General features: G+C 66.0%; 16 protein-coding genes and 1 pseudogene. 7 read left to right on the forward strand and 10 right to left on the reverse strand.

Annotation, left to right across the window (positions count from 1 at the left end):
- Positions 1–12 precede the first annotated feature (12 nt).
- Positions 13–933: a bestrophin family protein gene (locus ABIC50_RS19425; protein ID WP_354166242.1), complete on the reverse strand. Its 921-nt coding sequence runs from the start codon at positions 931–933 to the stop codon at positions 13–15.
- Positions 934–945: 12 nt separating this feature from the next.
- Entirely contained in the window at positions 946–3270 is a 2325-nt protein-coding gene (locus ABIC50_RS19430) for an FdhF/YdeP family oxidoreductase (RefSeq protein ID WP_354166244.1), read from the reverse strand.
- 153 nt (positions 3271–3423) lie between these two features.
- On the opposite strand from ABIC50_RS19430, the gene ABIC50_RS19435 reads away from it, so the two are divergent.
- Positions 3424–4845 carry an aminotransferase-like domain-containing protein gene (locus ABIC50_RS19435; protein ID WP_354166247.1) on the forward strand — a complete coding sequence of 474 codons (1422 nt, stop codon included), beginning with the start codon at positions 3424–3426 and terminating at the stop codon, positions 4843–4845.
- A 72-nt stretch (positions 4846–4917) separates the two neighbouring features.
- Here ABIC50_RS19435 and ABIC50_RS19440 read toward each other — a convergent pair whose 3' ends face one another.
- Entirely contained in the window at positions 4918–6159 is a 1242-nt protein-coding gene (locus tag ABIC50_RS19440) for a mechanosensitive ion channel family protein (protein WP_354166249.1), read from the reverse strand.
- Between the two features lie 162 nt (positions 6160–6321).
- On the opposite strand from ABIC50_RS19440, the pseudogene ABIC50_RS19445 reads away from it, so the two are divergent.
- The 4 genes and pseudogenes from ABIC50_RS19445 to ABIC50_RS19460 form a co-directional block, all read left to right on the forward strand.
- Positions 6322–6576 (forward strand): annotated as a pseudogene (locus ABIC50_RS19445) (hypothetical protein); the annotation flags it as partial.
- Between the two features lie 363 nt (positions 6577–6939).
- Positions 6940–8160: a DUF6402 family protein gene (locus ABIC50_RS19450; protein ID WP_354166251.1), complete on the forward strand. Its 1221-nt coding sequence runs from the start codon at positions 6940–6942 to the stop codon at positions 8158–8160.
- Positions 8157–8813, forward strand: coding sequence for a hypothetical protein (locus tag ABIC50_RS19455; RefSeq protein WP_354166254.1), 657 nt, complete (start codon positions 8157–8159; stop codon positions 8811–8813). The genes ABIC50_RS19450 and ABIC50_RS19455 overlap by 4 nt, the downstream gene beginning before the upstream one ends.
- Positions 8801–9004, forward strand: coding sequence for a hypothetical protein (locus ABIC50_RS19460; protein WP_354166527.1), 204 nt, complete (start codon positions 8801–8803; stop codon positions 9002–9004). The genes ABIC50_RS19455 and ABIC50_RS19460 overlap by 13 nt, the downstream gene beginning before the upstream one ends.
- A gap of 12 nt (positions 9005–9016) precedes the next feature.
- Here the strand turns inward: ABIC50_RS19460 and ABIC50_RS19465 are convergent, their stop codons facing one another.
- The 6 genes from ABIC50_RS19465 to ABIC50_RS19490 all read right to left on the reverse strand — a co-directional run bounded on the left by ABIC50_RS19465 (position 9017) and on the right by ABIC50_RS19490 (position 13535).
- On the reverse strand, positions 9017–10474 hold the full coding sequence (locus tag ABIC50_RS19465; RefSeq protein WP_354166256.1) for a DHA2 family efflux MFS transporter permease subunit: 1458 nt from the start codon (positions 10472–10474) through the stop codon (positions 9017–9019).
- Positions 10471–11034 (reverse strand): cysteine hydrolase family protein, encoded by a 564-nt coding sequence (locus ABIC50_RS19470; protein WP_354166258.1) that lies wholly within the window; start codon positions 11032–11034, stop codon positions 10471–10473. Before ABIC50_RS19470 ends, ABIC50_RS19465 begins: the two co-directional genes overlap by 4 nt.
- 70 nt (positions 11035–11104) lie before the next feature.
- Complete coding sequence (locus tag ABIC50_RS19475) at positions 11105–11560, reverse strand: MarR family winged helix-turn-helix transcriptional regulator (RefSeq protein ID WP_175699248.1); 456 nt, start codon at positions 11558–11560, stop codon at positions 11105–11107.
- A 158-nt stretch (positions 11561–11718) separates the two neighbouring features.
- Positions 11719–11961, reverse strand: coding sequence for a DUF7661 family protein (locus ABIC50_RS19480; protein WP_354166259.1), 243 nt, complete (start codon positions 11959–11961; stop codon positions 11719–11721).
- Between the two features lie 46 nt (positions 11962–12007).
- Positions 12008–13087 carry a serine hydrolase family protein gene (locus tag ABIC50_RS19485; protein WP_354166261.1) on the reverse strand — a complete coding sequence of 360 codons (1080 nt, stop codon included), beginning with the start codon at positions 13085–13087 and terminating at the stop codon, positions 12008–12010.
- A gap of 202 nt (positions 13088–13289) precedes the next feature.
- Positions 13290–13535, reverse strand: coding sequence for a hypothetical protein (locus ABIC50_RS19490; protein WP_354166263.1), 246 nt, complete (start codon positions 13533–13535; stop codon positions 13290–13292).
- 93 nt (positions 13536–13628) lie between these two features.
- Between ABIC50_RS19490 and ABIC50_RS19495 the strand changes: the two genes are divergently transcribed.
- Together ABIC50_RS19495 and ABIC50_RS19500 are read left to right on the forward strand one after the other, a co-directional pair.
- The gene (locus ABIC50_RS19495; protein ID WP_354166265.1) at positions 13629–14504 is read left to right on the forward strand and encodes a LysR family transcriptional regulator; all 876 of its coding nucleotides are present in this window, start codon (positions 13629–13631) and stop codon (positions 14502–14504) included.
- Positions 14505–14576: 72 nt separating this feature from the next.
- Entirely contained in the window at positions 14577–14861 is a 285-nt protein-coding gene (locus ABIC50_RS19500) for a transcriptional regulator (RefSeq protein ID WP_233465648.1), read from the forward strand.
- Positions 14862–14933: 72 nt separating this feature from the next.
- Here ABIC50_RS19500 and ABIC50_RS19505 read toward each other — a convergent pair whose 3' ends face one another.
- Positions 14934–15677: a transporter gene (locus tag ABIC50_RS19505; protein WP_175659099.1), complete on the reverse strand. Its 744-nt coding sequence runs from the start codon at positions 15675–15677 to the stop codon at positions 14934–14936.
- Positions 15678–15745 lie beyond the last annotated feature (68 nt).

Below are 15745 nucleotides of genomic sequence, written 5' to 3' on the forward strand. Positions count from 1 at the left end.
GTGCCCGGCCCGTCAGGTGAGTCGATACGCCGGGCCGGGCATGGCTTCCGCCGGCAGCGGCTCGTGGTTCAGTTCGAGCAGCGTGCGTTCGATCATCCGCGTCATCGCATCGAGCGCGAGGTGGTTCGGCCCGTCGCCGAACGGCTCGGCGATCGCATGGGCGATCGCGTCGAGCGCGATCAGCGTATAGGCGACGAACACGGTGACGAACGGCGTTGCCGCGCCGATCGAGTCGACCAGGCCGAACGGCAGCAGCACGCAGTATGCGTAGATGGTCCGGTGCAGCAGTACGTCGTACGAGAACGGGATCGGCGTCGATGCGATGCGCTCGCAGCCGCTCACCATCGACACGAGATCGTCGAGGCGCGCGTCGAGCATCCAGAGACGCGTATCGGCGAGATGCCCGGCGTCGGCGCGCGCGGCGAATGCCTCGCGCAGTTCATGAACGATCGCGATCGGCGCATACCGGGCGGCGACGATGCGCGCATGGGTCCCGTCGTCGAGCAGCGCGCGCAGGTCTGCCGCCGGATCGGTGCCGCGCAATTGATGCTTCAGCGCATGGACGAACGCGATGACTTTGCGCACGAACGCGTGCCGCGCGGCGTCGTCGTCATCGATCGCGCCGTAGCAGAGTGCTTGCGACACCAGCGTGCGCGTGGCGGTCAGCACGCCGCCCCACAGCTGCCGGCCCTCGCGGTAGCGCTCGTAGCTCGCGTTGTTGCGAAACCCCGCGAAGATCGCGAGCGTGAGGCCGATCAGCGTGAACGGCGTCGGGTTCAGCGGCACCTTCTCGCCGAGCACGCGCCCGCCGCCCCACACCGCGACGAGGCTGATCGCGAGCGTCAGCACGAGCTGCGGCAGGATGGTCGGCAGCACCGATCCGTTCCAGACGAGCAGCATCCGCAGCCAGTGCTCGCGCGGCCGAACGATCATCGCGGCGCTCCGTCAGGCAGCAGCCGACGCCGGCGCGGCCGCGCGATGCAGCAGGACCGGCACCGACTTCGACGTCGGCGTGTTGCATACGTCGCCGACGCTGTCGAGCGGCACCAGCGGGTTCGTTTCTGGGTAGTACGCGCCGATGCAGCCGCGCGGGATGTCGTATTCGACGAGCAGGAAGCCGTTCGCGCGCCGCTCGATGCCGTCGTGCCACACGGTTTCCATGTCGACCCAGTCGCCGGCCTTCAGGCCGAGCATCGCCAGATCGTCGCGGTTGACGAACACCACGCGGCGCTGGCCGAACACGCCGCGATAGCGGTCGTCGAGCCCGTAGACGGTCGTGTTGTACTGGTCGTGCGAGCGCGTCGTCATCAGCGTCATCAGGCGCTCGCCGTGCAGCGCGCGGGCGCGCTGGATCGGCGTGTCGGTCGGCAGTGCGTGCGCGATGAAGTTCGCCTTGCCCGTCGGCGTCAGCCATTCGCGATCGCGCGACGCGACGCGCAGGTGGAAGCCGCCGGGCCGCGCGATGCGCGCGTTGTAGTCGTAGAAATCGTCGAGGGTCGCCTCGATCGCATCGCGGATCTTCGCGTAGTCGTCCTTGTACGCGAGCCAGTCGATCGTGCCGCTGCCGAACAGCGCATGGCCCATGTGCGCGACGATCGCCGGCTCCGACATCAGGTTCGCGGAAGCCGGCTTGTTCATCCCGTACGACACGTGGACCATGCTCATCGAATCCTCGACCGTCACGCCTTGCGGCACGTTGTCCTGCAGGTCGATCTCGGTGCGGCCGAGCGTCGGCAGGATCAGCGCGTCGCGGCCGTGGATCAGGTGGCTGCGGTTCAGCTTCGTCGTGATGTGCACGGAGAGCGCGCAGCGGCGCAGGCCTTCCCACGTGCGCGGCGTGTCAGGCGTCGCCATCGCGAAGTTGCCGCCGAGGCCGATCAGCAACTTCACGCGGCCTTCGAGCATGCCTTCGATCGTCTCGACGACGTCGTAGCCGTGATGGCGCGGCGGCTCGAAGTCGAACACGTGGCCGAGCCGGTCGAGGAACGCCTGCGACGGCTTTTCCTCGATGCCGACCGTGCGGTTGCCCTGCACGTTCGAGTGGCCGCGGACCGGACACAGGCCGGCGCCGGGGCGGCCGATGTTGCCGCGCATCAGCATCAGGTTCGTCAGCATCTGCACGGTCGCGACCGAATGCTTGTGCTGCGTGATGCCCATGCCCCACGTCGCGATCACGCGCTCGCTGCGTGCATAGCGCTGCGCGAGGCTGTCGATCTGGTCGTACGACACGCCGCTTTCGGCAGTCAGCGCCGGCCAGCTTTCGTCGCGCAGATCGTCGGCGAACGCGTCGAAGCCGGCCGTGTGTTCGTCGATGAACGCTGTGTCGAGCACGCGCGGCGCGCCGGCGGCGCGTGCGGCGTCGTCGAGTTCGAGCACGCGCTTGGCCATCCCCTTGATCAGCGCGAAATCGCCGCCGATCGTCGGCTGGATGAACGTCGATGCGATCGCGGTGCCGGACATCGTCAGCATCTCGAGCGGGCTTTGCGGATCGGCGAAGCGCTCGAGCCCGCGTTCCTTCAGCGGGTTGATCGACACGATCGTCGCGCCGCGCTTCGCGCATTCGCGCAGCTCGCCCATCATCCGCGGATGGTTGGTCGCCGGGTTCTGGCCGAAGATCAGCAGCATGTCCGCGTGCTCGAAATCGTCGAGCGTGACGGTGCCCTTGCCGACGCCGACCGAATCGGGCAGCCCGCGGCTCGTCGCCTCGTGGCACATGTTCGAGCAGTCGGGGAAGTTGTTCGTGCCGTACCGCCGCACCAGCAGTTGATACAGGAACGCCGCCTCGTTGCTCGCGCGGCCCGACGTGTAGAACGCGGCCTGGTTCGGGTCCGGCAGCGCACGCAGGTGGCGCGCGATCAGCTCGAACGCGTCGTCCCACGCGATCGGCACGTAGCGATCGGTGCGGGCGTCGTACACCATCGGGTCGGTCAGGCGGCCGTGCTGTTCGAGCTCGAAATCCGTCTGTTCGAGCAGCTCGGTGACCGTGTGCGCGGCGAAGAATTCGGGCGTCACGCGCTTGCTCGTCGCTTCGGCGGCCACGGCCTTCACGCCGTTTTCGCAGAATTCGAACGTCGACGCATGCTGGCGGTCGGGCCACGCGCAGCCCGGGCAGTCGAAGCCGTCCGGCTGGTTCTGGCGCAGCAGCGTGCGGTAGTTGCCGCCGGTGACCTTTTCCTTGATCAGGTTGATCGCGACGGCTTTCAGCGCGCCCCAGCCGGCGGCCGGGTGGTGATACGGTTCGATGCGCGGGGCGGCGGATTTCTTTTTCATGATGCGGGTGCTCAGGGTTGATGCAGCAAGAGTACGCGCGGCGCCGGGGCTGCTGTGTGTACACCTCTTATCTTCAAAAAAGAGTACAGTTTCGGCCATTCAGGGAGTGCGGGCCGTAACTGTGTTTTTGAAGGGAAGCTGAAAGGGAGGCGCGTGAAGCGTTACGAACAACTGGCCGACGAGCTGCAGGCGCAGATCGAGCGCGGCGTATACCGGCCGGGCGAGCGGATTCCGTCGGTGCGGCAGGCGAGCCGGCAGCAGCAGCTCAGCGTGACGACCGTGCTGCGCGCGTATCTCGTGCTGGAGAGCCGCGGGCTGATCGAGAGCCGGCCGCAGTCCGGTTATTTCGTGCGGGCGCGGGTCACCGAGCCGGTCGAGGCGGAGCTGAACACGTCGGCGCCGGCGGCCGAGCCGTCGGCGGTGGACGTCAGCCGGCTCGTGCTGTCGACGCTGCGCTCGATCGCGCGTGACGATGCGGTGCCGCTCGGCTCGCCGTATCCCGATGCGTCGCAGTTCCCGGTGCAGCGTCTTGCGCGCTACGCGCAGGCGATCGGGCGGCGGCGCACGCGCTGGGGCGTGATCGACGACCTGCCGCCCGGCAACCAGGAACTGATCCGCCAGATCGCGCGGCGCTACGCGGAGCGCGGGATCGCGGTCGAGCCCGGCGAGATCGTGATGACGATCGGCGCGACCGAGGCGATCAACCTGTGCCTGCAGGCCGTCGCGCGGCCGGGCGACACGATCGCCGTCGAGTCGCCGACGTTCTACGCGATGCTGCACGCGATCGAGCGGATGGGCATGCGCGCGCTGGAGGTGGCGACGCATCCGGGCGACGGCATCGATCTCGACGCGCTCGAACGGATCCTCGAGCGCGAGCGCATCGCCGCGTGCATGGTGATGCCGAATTTCCAGAATCCGCTCGGCTTTCAGATGCCCGATGCGCGCAAGCGCGCGCTCGTCGAGCTGCTCGCGAAGCACGGCGTGCCCGCGATCGAGAACGACGTCTATCACGAGCTGCATTTCGGCGACACGACGCCGAGCGCGCTGAAGTCGTACGACCGCGACGGGCTCGTGCTGCATTGCGCGTCGTTCACGAAGAGCCTGTCGCCGCGCTACCGGATCGGCTGGGCGATGCCGGGCCGCTATCGCGATCAGGTCGAGAAGCTGAAATTCCTGAACACGCTCGCGACGCCCGCGATCGAGCAGCTCGCGATCGCCGAATACCTGAAGCACGACGGCTACGATTTCCACCTGCGGCGGATGCGCAAGCAGTATGCGCAGCAGGCGAGCCTGATGAGCGCGATGGTGCGGCGTTTCTTCCCGGCGGGCACGCGGCTGTCGCAGCCGCAGGGCGGGTACGTGCTGTGGGTCGAGTTGCCGCCGCGGGTCGACGCGATGAAGCTGTATGCGCTCGCGCTCGCGCAGGGCATCACGATCGGGCCCGGCCACATGTTCTCGGCGAGCGCCGATTACCGGCATTTCATCCGGCTCAACTACAGCTATCCGTGGTCGCGGCAGATCGAGGACGCGCTGAAGGTGGTGGGGCGGCTCGCGTCCGAGTGCGCGGGGCGGTGAGCGGCGCACGGGGCGCCGCGCTGCGCTGCGCGGTGGCGAGCGGCGGCCCGTGGCGAGCCGTCGCGGCAAGCATTACAGCGCGTGCGACGCCTGCAGTTCGCCTTGCGCCGCGCCGGCCATCCGGCGCATGTCGAAGCCCGACGGGTGCTGGTACACGCGCAGCCCGAACTCCGGCAGCACCGCGATCAGGTGATCGAACAGGTCGGCCTGGATCGTCTCGTAGTCGACCCACCTCGTCGTGTCGGTGAAGCAGTACAGTTCGAGCGGAATGCCTTCGGCCGTCAGCGGCAGCTGACGCGCCATGCACGTCATGTCGCGGCGGATTCGCGGATGGCCCTTCAGGTAGTTCGCGACGTACGCGCGGAACGTGCCGAGATTCGTCAGCTGGCGGCGGTTCGCCGGGCATTCGCCCGCCGTGCCGAGCGTGCCGTTCCATTGCGCGATCGCGTCGACCTTGTCTTCCAGGTAGTCCTTCAGCAGCGTCAGGCGTTCGAGCCGTGCGATCTCGTCGTTGTCGAGAAAGCGTACGCTCGTCGCGTCGATGAACAGCGCGCGCTTGATGCGGCGCCCGCCGGCTTCGGTCATCCCGCGCCAGTTCTGGTAGCTCTCGGTGATCAGCTTCCATGTCGGCACCGTGATGATCGTGTGATCGAAGTTCGCGACCTTCACCGTGTTCAGCGTGATGTCGATGACGGTGCCGTCCGCGCCGGCCGACGGCATCGTGATCCAGTCGCCGATCCGCAGCATGTCGTTCGACGACAGCTGCACGCCGGCCACGAGGCCGAGCAGCGTGTCCTTGAAGATCAGCATCAGCACCGCCGACATCGCGCCGATGCCCGACAGCAGCAGGCCGATCTGCTTGCCGGTCGCGTCGCCGATCACGACGAGCGCGGCCGTGATGAACATCACGAGCTTGACGAGCTGCATCGCGCCTTTCAGCGACAGGCGCGGCTGGTCGCGATGGCTCATGCGATGCGTGTGTTCGAGCGCGGACAGCGTCGCGCTGATCGTCATCGACACCAGCAACACGATCAGCGCGAACAGCACCTTGTCGGCGGCCTGCGCGGCCGCGGCCGGGATCCCGGGCACTGCCGCGAGCCCGAGCTTGATCACGACGAACGGCACGATGCGGTTCAGCCACTTGAATGCGCCGAACTCGAACAGTGCGTCGTCGATGCGCGTGGCCGACAGCCGCGCGAGGCGCGCGACCACGCGGAACAACAAGAAATGGACGGCGGCGGTGATCGCGCCGGCGGCGGCGAGCAGGATGAGGAGGCCGACGAGCGGCGCAAACCAGGATTCGTTCAGGGTCATAAGGGCAGGCAGGGTCTTTCTCGTGCGTTGAATCTGCGCCGCGATGCGGCGCGCGCCCGGTGAAGGGCGTATGAAAGGGACCGTGATTGTGCCATCGGGTTCCGGGCGGACGTGGCGAATGCATGAGGTGGGGCTCCTGGACATCATCCACGCATTTCACGCATGCAAGATTCCAACGAAAGCCGGCCGTCACGCGGGCGGCTGCTGAAGGGCCTTCTGCCGGTTCGCCGCGCGTCGGCCATTCGCGACGTGTGCGCGGGCATCTCGCTCGCGTCGAGGGATATCCCACAGGTGCTCGGTTATGTGCCGATGGTCAAGCTCCGCTTTCTTGCCGATATCCTGCTGCGCACGATGCTCGTCGGCTTTCTCGCGGGTGTCGGCGTGCAAATGTCTATTGCAATGCTTTGTGACATTCTCAGGAAGTTGTTCTAAGAAGGCGCGCGCCATTTTGCGTGAGCGTCCGGAGCTGACCCCGGAGCACTTGCCGCCCAACCAGATCAACTACCACCGTGGCTTGGCGATGGCCCGTACGCCATTCAAATTCACCCACGCTACACAGCGAATCGCTGACCAGTGCAGTTGGCCACGCTCCCTGCGATGAACCTAAGTTGCGCGCGAACCGGGGCTTTCTATATCTTTATGATCTCTGTGTCCTCGGGCCGATTTAACAATTGCTTCGTTATTGTTCTCGGACTCCCCTAGACCTCCATTATTTTGGGATGAATTCGTTGAGAGGCGTTATTCGCTATGCCGGTTGTGAGAAAAGTCCCGTATTATCAAATGGAATCGCGGCTGCTATATTCCGGCAAGCATTGGAAATGCTACTCGGGCGTAGTCGGATGCGTTCCCATCGATACGCAGCAGAAAATCTCGTTCGATAGGCTTGCGCCGAACGAGCCGCCACGGCCGAAGGCAGCCGCTCCGGTAGCGCCACACACGCCGCCCCCTGCGGCACCAACATCTGCGAAGCCGCCCGCCAAGCCTCCACCGAGCAATAAGCATCAAGACGCGGAGCGAGCTGATAAGCTGCCGGAGTTCGATCTGCAAGATATCCCCAAAGCGATGGACAAGATGGGTTGGCCGATTTCGGCCAAGCTCGCCCGAGAGTGGCTCGCGAGTCCAAAGCATGTCTATAACAACGATCTCAACTCTGTACAGCCGCTCGACGATACGACAGTTACCCTGGATTGGGCATTGAAATTTCGCGGCGCATCCGCGCGATTCAATCAGCTCGTCAGACAAGCGATTTACACACCGAATGCTCTGCGAGCGGCCTCTAAAGTCTTGGCGCCCGTAATCGAGAAAATTTTCTCGGCCGGGCGCGTGAATGCTGCGGGAGTCTCTATCGACACTTCCCCGTTTGTGACAGATCCGCTCCAATTTCACATCGATTGGGGGTTCCAATACCAGCCGGTATCATCTATCGATACGCTCGATGGTACCGCGATGACCGATCTGACCGGTGCTTTGGCGAACTTCAACTTCTACGCGGCCATAGGGAAGGCGACCGTTACCGGGGAGCGCTATTACAAGTACGAAGGCGAGCACAAGATCTTTTGTCTCGAACCGGTCGTGCAAATTACACACGTCTATGTCTACATCAAAGACAGCTACTCGTTCAACGATGATTCGCCGGCCAAGAGTCAGTACCTCGGCCACTGGAACAAGAACGGCATGGTTCTGTCCTACGTCGCGGTCGTCAATGACTTTTTCAAAAGCAGCAACTTGAACGTCGGAGACTCGACCATTGAGCAGTGGCGTTATCTACCTGAGGGAGACGAGGTCAACAAGCCGATTGACAGACGCACCAGTCTCTTTCGGAAATTTCTGGCGAAGGATGTCTACTGGCCAGTTCATAACAAGACGTACCGCGACTGGAGGTCGGCGCATAATCGTGGCGGCGACTTCATGATCTACAGTAAGCCCAAACTCCTCAAGCTGGACAAGCCCATCATTCTGAAAATTGACACTATATGCAGAACCCTCCAGGCCGAGCAATGAAGGCAATCATTGCCATCCTCAAAGTGACGTTGGCCGTGGTTGCCGTATGCCTGGTTGTCGCACTCGCCTTGATGTTCTTGCCGGCCAATGTGAGGAACGCGATCACGCTTTTCTCATTCAAGAACGCGAAGCCCACGATCTTCGCGATCACGTCGATCGTCGTCGTCCTCTCCATCTACCGGCTTGCTAGAAGTCCGGGCCATTTGAGTCGAGCGAAGCGCGTAGGCCTGGCGATCGTCATGCTCGGATTTTTGGGATTCTTCTACCTCGTCAGCGTTCGCGGGATCACGACTGACGACACCGATTGTCAGCGCTACGACTACAACGCCAAACTGAATGGCGGAGTCAAGCAGGTCGGCGACACGACCTACATCGTGAGCATCTGCGGAAGCGGCGGCCACGGCAACGGCCTTTTTGCCGATCAAAATGAGCAAGTCAAAATCGTCGTGGCCGATGCACACGGATCGACGCTGGCAACCCGGCTGTTTTTCGTGTTCTGGGGCGGGCGACCGGGCTACGAGCCGATCGAGATTCACGATGGAAAATTGTTCTACTTCGATGCGTCGGATCAGTACGACGGCATGCGATCGATTTCGATGCCACCCACCACGGTTGACTGGATAGCAGCGAGAATTCCAATTTGGCTTCGCTGAGCTCGTCAACGCGCTGCACGCGTGCCCGGATCGGCGTGCTGTTCGGGCGCGTGAACCGTTACCTGCATGCGGACATGGAGCGCCACCAGATCACGGAGATCGTCGGCGCGTCGTCCATCTTCCCGACGCTGCATCAGGCGCTGGAAACAGCAGGCGTGACGCCGGCCCAGCAGGAGCCGCGTGCCGTGTAACGGCAGGCCCCGTCATTCAGCGCGAACCGACCCGCGCACCCCCGTCGGCCGTGCGCCCACTCCACTCGACCATCGCGGCAGCCGCAGCGTCGTCACGAAGCTCGCCGCATGCAGTGCGCAAAGCAGGCCGAACGCCCACGCGTAGGCGACCCCATGCGTGCCGCCCGTCGACACCGATTCGGCATGCAGCCGCCACGCGAGAAACAGCGTGCAGATCGTCGTGAACGTCGGGCCGCCGAGGCGCTGGACGATATTGAGCGACGTCGTCGCCATCGGCAGGTTGCGCCGTTCGACCGACGCGTACGCGGCGGACATCGACGGGATGCCGATCGCGCTCTGGCCCATCCCGCGCACGAACAGCGCGGGCACCAGCACGTAGGGATCGTAGCCGGTCAGCGCGAGATACACGATCGGCAGCGTCGCGACGAGCGCGAGCATCGCGCCGGCGGCGGCCAGCCGGCGCACGCCGAACCGGCTCGTCAGCGTACCCATCAACGGATACGTGACGAGCATGCCGAGCCCGAGCGGAGCCAGCAGCCAGCCCATCTCGCCGGGCGAGCGGCCGCACGCCTGGATCAGGAATACAGGAATCAACATCTGGCCCGCGTAGATCGCGCCGTTCGACAGAAACTGCGTGGCGGCGGCCGCGCCGAACACGCGCGCGCGAAACAGCGCGACGTCGATCAGCGCACGCTCGCCTTTGCGTCGCTCGACGCGCAGGAACGCCGCGAGCAGCAGCACCGAACCCGCGATTGCCGCGATACCCGGCACGGCGTCGATCCGCTCCGCGCCGTACAGGAACAGCACGAGCGCCGGCGACAGCAGCGCCAGGCCGACCCAGTCGAGTTCGCGCCGCTGCGTTTCGTCGCGATCGCCGGGCAGGAACCACACGGCCAGCGCAAGCGCGAGTGCGCCAACCGGCAGGTTTACGAGAAAGAGCCAGCGCCATGACGCGTGCTGCAGGATCGCACCGGCGACGACCGGGCCCAGGATCGGTGCGATCAGCACGGGCACTGCTGCATAACCGATCACGCGCGCCATCTGCTGGCCGGCCACGCGCGCGATCATCATCTGCGCCATCGGCGCGAGCAGTCCGCCGCTGACGCCTTGCAGCACACGGAACGCGATCAGCGACGGCGCGGACCACGCGAGCCCGCACAGCGCCGACGTCAGCGTGAACGCGGAGAAACACCACAGGTACAGCGCCTTCGCACCGATGCGGTCGACGAGCCAACCGTTCAGCGGCAACACCAGCGTGAGCGCGAGCAGGTAGCCGCTCGTCACCCACTGGATCGTCGACAGGCTCGCATGCAGGTCGGTCGCGAGGCTCGACAGCGATACGTTGACGATCGTCGCGTCGAGCTGCGACAGCAGCCCGCCGAGCGTCGCGACCGCGCTGACTTTCCAGATCGCCGGATCGAGCCGGGCGGCCGGATGGCCCGGCGCCGGCCGAGTGCGCGTGTCGTTCATGCGCCGCGCCGGTCGAGCAGCGCGAGGATGTCTTGCGTCGAACCCGTCTCGCCGAGACGCGGGAACACCCGTTCGACGCTGTTCGTGTGCGCGTCCGCGTTGAGGTCAGTCATTGCGTCGACCGCCAGCGTCACGTTGTAGCCGAGTTCGTGCGCCTGGCGTGCCGTCGATTCGACGCCGATGCTGGTCGCGACGCCGGTCAGCACGATCTGCGTGACGCCGGCTGCTTTCAGGTACGCGTCGAGATCGGTGGCGGTGAACGCGCCCCAGGTCTTCTTCGTCACGACGTGGTCGCCCGGCTGGCGGTTCAGTTCGGGTACGAGGTCGGTCCAGTCGGCAGGAAGGGCATCGCGACGCGCCTGCTGCTGCGTGCGGCCCGGCGCGCCGCCGGCGACGTTGACGAGTACGACCGGCAGCCCGCGCTCGCGGAATGCGTCGAGCAGTTCGCGCGTGCGTTCGATTACGGGGGCGACCCGATGGGACGTCGGCAGCGCGACGATGCCTTTTTGCAGGTCGATGACGACGAGCGCCGTGTTCGTGTCGAGACGGGTTGTGCTCATGGTGCTGATGCTCCGTGAATGGGGCAAAGGAACGCGTGCGCGCGGATGCCGCGCCGCACGCGGGCGGCGGTCATTGCTCGCCGATGCGCCGGATCAGCGGAATCGCGGCGGCGAGCGTGCGGATCTCTTCAGGGTCGAGTTTCTCGATCGCGGCGCCGAGCCACTTGTGCTTCGCGGTGTCGCGCTTGCGTCGTCCTTCGCGGCCGGCCGCGGTCAGCAGGAACAGGATCTGGCGGCCGTCGGTCGGGTGCGGCTGGCGTTCGACGAGCCCGTCTTCCTCGAGGCTCGCGAGGATCGCCTTCATCGACTGCGGCTTCATCGCCTCCGCGCGGGCGAGGTCGGCGGTCGTCATCGGGCCCTGTCGTTCGAGCCGCGCGAGCGCGCTCGTCTGCGACATGCCGAGCCCTTCGGAGTCGATCTCGGAGCGCAGCCGGCGGATCAGCTGGCCGACCGCGAGGGTCAGGTCGGTGGCGACGGTGTCGGCGGAAACGCCGGGTGTGCGGGGTGGTGTCATGTGACGGAGCATAGAACACGACAGTTAAACTTGCAAGTTTAGCTGTCGAATTGTTTGAGAGTTCCGGACGCGCGTGCGTGCGGGAGATCGGAGGGGAACGGGGGCGTCGGTGCGGCAGCGGCCGGTCCGCTGAACGAGCGGGTGAGCGGGGCGAGCAGCGCGGCCCGGTACTATGCCCGGCGCGGCGACGGAACCGGAACCGCCACGACGTCGTGGTACTTCGGCGAAGCATCCTCATGCAACAAGTCGCCGAGATATTGCGCGAGTTCTTCCGCGGCAAGCGCGGACGGAATCTGCAGATTGGCCGGCCGCCGCTTGCCTTCGGCGCCGAGATCGAACACGGCCCAGTGGCCGTTCGAGCGCACGACGCTGAGCAGGCGCCCGAATGCGTTGAAACGGTATTCGTCCTGCATGGCGCCGCTCCTTCGTGAATGAGCGCGCCGGCCGCGCGCGCCGTGCTTACTGGATCGAGCAGTTCAGCCAGCGATGGATTTTCATCGCATCGTTCGACACGCCGGCGCGCGTCGGTGCGCCGAGCAGCACGATCGTTTCGCGGCGGCCCTTCACGCGCATGCGCATCACGACGCCGTGCCCCGATTCGTTGATGAAGCCGGTTTTCTGCAGGCGGATCGGCAGGCTGCCGCTGCGGACGAGCGGATCGGAGTTCACGTACAGCAGTTCGCCGTCGCCGGCTTGCACGGTGGTCGACGTGTCCGTCGAGAAGTAGCGTATCAGCGGATCCTGCGCGGCCGCGCCGACGAGCCGCGCGAGATCCTCGGCGGTGGACACGTTGTGCGGCGACAACCCGGTCGGTTCGCGGAAGTGCGTTTGACGCATCCCGAGCCGGCGCGCTTCGCGGTTCATCGCCTTCACGAACGCGGCGCGGCCGCCCGGATAGTCGCGGCTCAGCGCGGCAGCCGCACGATTTTCCGACGACATCAGCGCGATATGGAACATCTGGCGGCGCGACAGTTCGGCGCCGATCGGCAGCCGCGAACCGGTGAACTTGATCGTGTCGCGGTCGCGTGACGTGACGCGCAGCACGCCGTTCAGCGGCCGGTCCGCGTCGCGCGCGACCACGGCGGTCATCAGCTTCGAGATCGACGCGATCGGCCGCACGGTACCTGCGTTGCGAGCCAGCAGCGGCGTGCCGGAATCGACGTCGAGCACGTAGGCCGCGCGTGAGTGCAGCGTGCGCACCGCGCGCGGGCTGTAGCCGCAGCTCGCGAGCAGGCGCGGCTTCGCGGCGGGACGCGGGCGCACCGCGTTCGTGCGTTTCGCGCGCCGGTGCTGCGGCGCGGGCGCGGCGTGACGCTTGACCGAATGATGCTTGACGCGCGGGCGCCGGTGCTTGACGACCTTGTGCTTGCGGTGGGCGGGAGCTTTCTTGACGACTTTCGTATGCACATGCGGCGCCGCGGTGCGATGCGGCTGCGCGCGCTGCGCGGACGCGTTCGTTGCGAACGCGAGTGTCAGGAACGAGAGGGCGAGGATCAGGAAGGTCCGGGCGCGAGGCAGGCGCGCGATGAGGCCGGTCAAGCGAAAGTCTCCTTTTCACGCGCGTTGCGGCGGCGCGAAATGCATGGGCGGTGAGCGGGTGCGGGAAATTATAAGGTCGATCGCGCGGCGATGACGATCGATGTGCATGCAACGGTGCGTGATGGGGCGGATTTCCGCTGTTTTTTGCGGATGATCGAAGATGCGCGTTCGGCGCAATGCGCGCGACGAGCAGGCTCAGCGCTCAGCGTGGCCAGTTCCGCCGCGACACGACCGCGAAGCTGATCGCGATCGAACCCGTGATGGCGCGCGGCGGCGTGTCGTCCAGCGCATCGCCGAAGCGAAAGCGGCGGCTGCGTCCGTCCACATGTGCAGCACGTGCGGCCCGACGCTCCGGCGCCGGCGCATCGGGCTCGACACGGCTTTCGTCGGCGGCCACCGTGTCGCACGAGATATCGGTCGGGCATTCGGCCGCATGATCAACGGACATAAAGTGAATTCCAGAAGAGGGCATGTCCGTATTGAACGTCACCCCGTTCGATCAGTAAAATGAATGTTTCGATCGATACGATTCCTTTAAAGAATGGAATTGAAACTGCTGCGCACCTTCCTGACAGTCACCGAGCTCAGCCATTTCAGCCGCGCGGCCGACGCACTGCACATGAGCCAGCCGGCGCTGAGCAAGCAGATCGGCGCGCTCGAGGCGAGCCTCGGCGGCAAGCTGTTCGAGCGCGGCCGGCACGGCGCGGAACTGACGCCGTTCGGCGAACGCTTCCTGCCCGATGCGCAGGCGCTCGTGCGCGATGCCGACGAAATCCTCGCGCGTGCCCGGGAGGCGACCAGCGGACAACGCGGGCATCTACGGCTCGGCATCTGCCTGTCCGTGCTGACGCTCGTGCCGAAACTCGTCGCGGAATTCCGTCGCCGCAATCCGGGTATCGCGGTCACGCTGAGCGACCTGTCGTCGTCCGAGCAAACACGCCGGCTGCGCGCCGGCAAGCTCGACGCCGGCTTCCTGCGTCTGCCGTCCGATGAAGGGCTGTCGTCGTTCAAGGTGATCGACGAGGCGCTCGCGCTCGCGGTGCCGCCGCATCTCGGCTTCAAGCGCGTGCCGGCCGATCTCGACGTGCTCAACGAGATCGGCTTCATCGCGCTGCAGCGCGCGCGCGGCCCGGGGCTCGCCGCACAGATCGACCGGTGGTGCGTCGAGCGGCGCTTCGTGCCGCAGGTCATGCAGCAGGCGGAGGACGTGCAATCGGTGCTCACGTCGGTCGCGGCCGGGGTCGGCGTCGCGTTCATTCCGTCGGGCGCGCAGTACCTGCTGCGCGACGCGACCGTCCTGCCGCTCGACGGCAGGGATGCGAAATGGCGCGTCGGGCTCGCATGGCTGTCCGATCGCGACGATCCGGTGACCACGCGTTTCGTGTCGTTCATGCGCGCGGCGATCAAGGGCGTGTGACGGCGGCGTATAGTGCTCGCGATGGCATCCTTCCTGCATTCCGGCCCGGCGCCGGCTCATGAATCCGAACCGATGACTTCAGAATCCGACGACGCCCAACTCGACCCCGCACTCGTCGCAACGCTCGCGACGCTGCACGAAGCCGCGACCGATCCGTCCGGCAAGACCTGGTCGCTGCCGAAGATCGCGAAGCGCACGCAATTGCCGATGAGCACGCTGCGTCGCGTGCTGACGCAACTCGACGCCGCCGGCCTGAGCGCGACGACGCTGAGCGACGACGGCACCGGCAGCGCCGCATTGACTGAAGAGGGGCGCGCCGTGTGCGCGCAACTGTTCGGCGCGAACGACGCCGAATGAAAAAACGGACCGCCCGAAGGCGGTCCGTCGCATGACGGTTCGACATGCGGCATCGGCCGCATCACCGTGGTATCACCACCGCACCGTCAACCCGCCCATCACGGAGTGACGGTAGGTCTGGTCGTTCAGTCCGTGCCGGTAGCCGATGTCGAGATCGAGCCAGGGCTTCGGCGAATAGATCGCGCCCGCGATCACGAACGCCGGATTCGCGCCGGCGCCGCTTTCCGCGTTGCGCGACGTGCCGACGTCCGCCACGATCTGCAGCGTGTCGGTCGCCTTGTAGATCGCCGCGCCGGAGAAGGCCCAGATCGCAGTCAGGTCGCCCTGACGATTCGGCTGGTACGTCATGCCCGCATTCGCGAGAAACGAGAACCGCGACACGTCGATTTGCGCGAGCAGTGTCGCGCCGGTTCCGACGCGGCCGGTACCGAGCCCGCGCCGGTCATTGCCTGTGGGCATCGTCGCCATCGGCTTCAGCGCGAGAGACAGCGGCCCGCGTTCGACAAACCGCCACTTCATGCCGATCTCGACATCGCCGAACCCGGCGCCGTTCTCGTCGGTGCGCGTTTGCAGATGCGTGTACGGCGCGTTGACGTAGACATCGACGCGTTCGCCGAAGCCGCGCGTGAGCGTCGCGTTCCACATCTGGTGGCGGCCGTTTTCGTCCTGTTTCGAGGTTTCCTCGGCATTGAGCTCGAACTGCCAGTTCGCGTTGCCCTGGGTGCCCGGGTCGTCGCTGACGAGCGGGTGGGCGGCAAAGGCGTCGAGTGGCGCGAGCAGCGCGCTCGCGGCCGCGAGCGGAAGCATTCTTTTCATCACGTCATCCTTGGTGCGTCGGCGGCGGCCGGCCCCGCGCGGGCCGGCACGCCGTCGTCCGGAGGAAA

This window comes from Burkholderia sp. 567, assembly GCF_040545115.1.
Taxonomy (GTDB): domain Bacteria; phylum Pseudomonadota; class Gammaproteobacteria; order Burkholderiales; family Burkholderiaceae; genus Burkholderia; species Burkholderia ambifaria.

Coding starts and splice junctions, on each gene's coding strand:
- ABIC50_RS19425 (WP_354166242.1), bottom strand. CDS start 933: ATGATCGTTCGGCCGCGCGAGCACTGGCTGCGGATGCTGCTCGTCTGG.
- ABIC50_RS19430 (WP_354166244.1), bottom strand. CDS start 3,270: ATGAAAAAGAAATCCGCCGCCCCGCGCATCGAACCGTATCACCACCCG.
- ABIC50_RS19440 (WP_354166249.1), bottom strand. CDS start 6,159: ATGACCCTGAACGAATCCTGGTTTGCGCCGCTCGTCGGCCTCCTCATC.
- ABIC50_RS19450 (WP_354166251.1), top strand. CDS start 6,940: ATGGAATCGCGGCTGCTATATTCCGGCAAGCATTGGAAATGCTACTCG.
- ABIC50_RS19455 (WP_354166254.1), top strand. CDS start 8,157: ATGAAGGCAATCATTGCCATCCTCAAAGTGACGTTGGCCGTGGTTGCC.
- ABIC50_RS19465 (WP_354166256.1), bottom strand. CDS start 10,474: ATGAACGACACGCGCACTCGGCCGGCGCCGGGCCATCCGGCCGCCCGG.
- ABIC50_RS19470 (WP_354166258.1), bottom strand. CDS start 11,034: ATGAGCACAACCCGTCTCGACACGAACACGGCGCTCGTCGTCATCGAC.
- ABIC50_RS19475 (WP_175699248.1), bottom strand. CDS start 11,560: ATGCTCCGTCACATGACACCACCCCGCACACCCGGCGTTTCCGCCGAC.
- ABIC50_RS19480 (WP_354166259.1), bottom strand. CDS start 11,961: ATGCAGGACGAATACCGTTTCAACGCATTCGGGCGCCTGCTCAGCGTC.
- ABIC50_RS19490 (WP_354166263.1), bottom strand. CDS start 13,535: ATGTCCGTTGATCATGCGGCCGAATGCCCGACCGATATCTCGTGCGAC.
- ABIC50_RS19495 (WP_354166265.1), top strand. CDS start 13,629: ATGGAATTGAAACTGCTGCGCACCTTCCTGACAGTCACCGAGCTCAGC.
- ABIC50_RS19500 (WP_233465648.1), top strand. CDS start 14,577: ATGACTTCAGAATCCGACGACGCCCAACTCGACCCCGCACTCGTCGCA.
- ABIC50_RS19505 (WP_175659099.1), bottom strand. CDS start 15,677: ATGAAAAGAATGCTTCCGCTCGCGGCCGCGAGCGCGCTGCTCGCGCCA.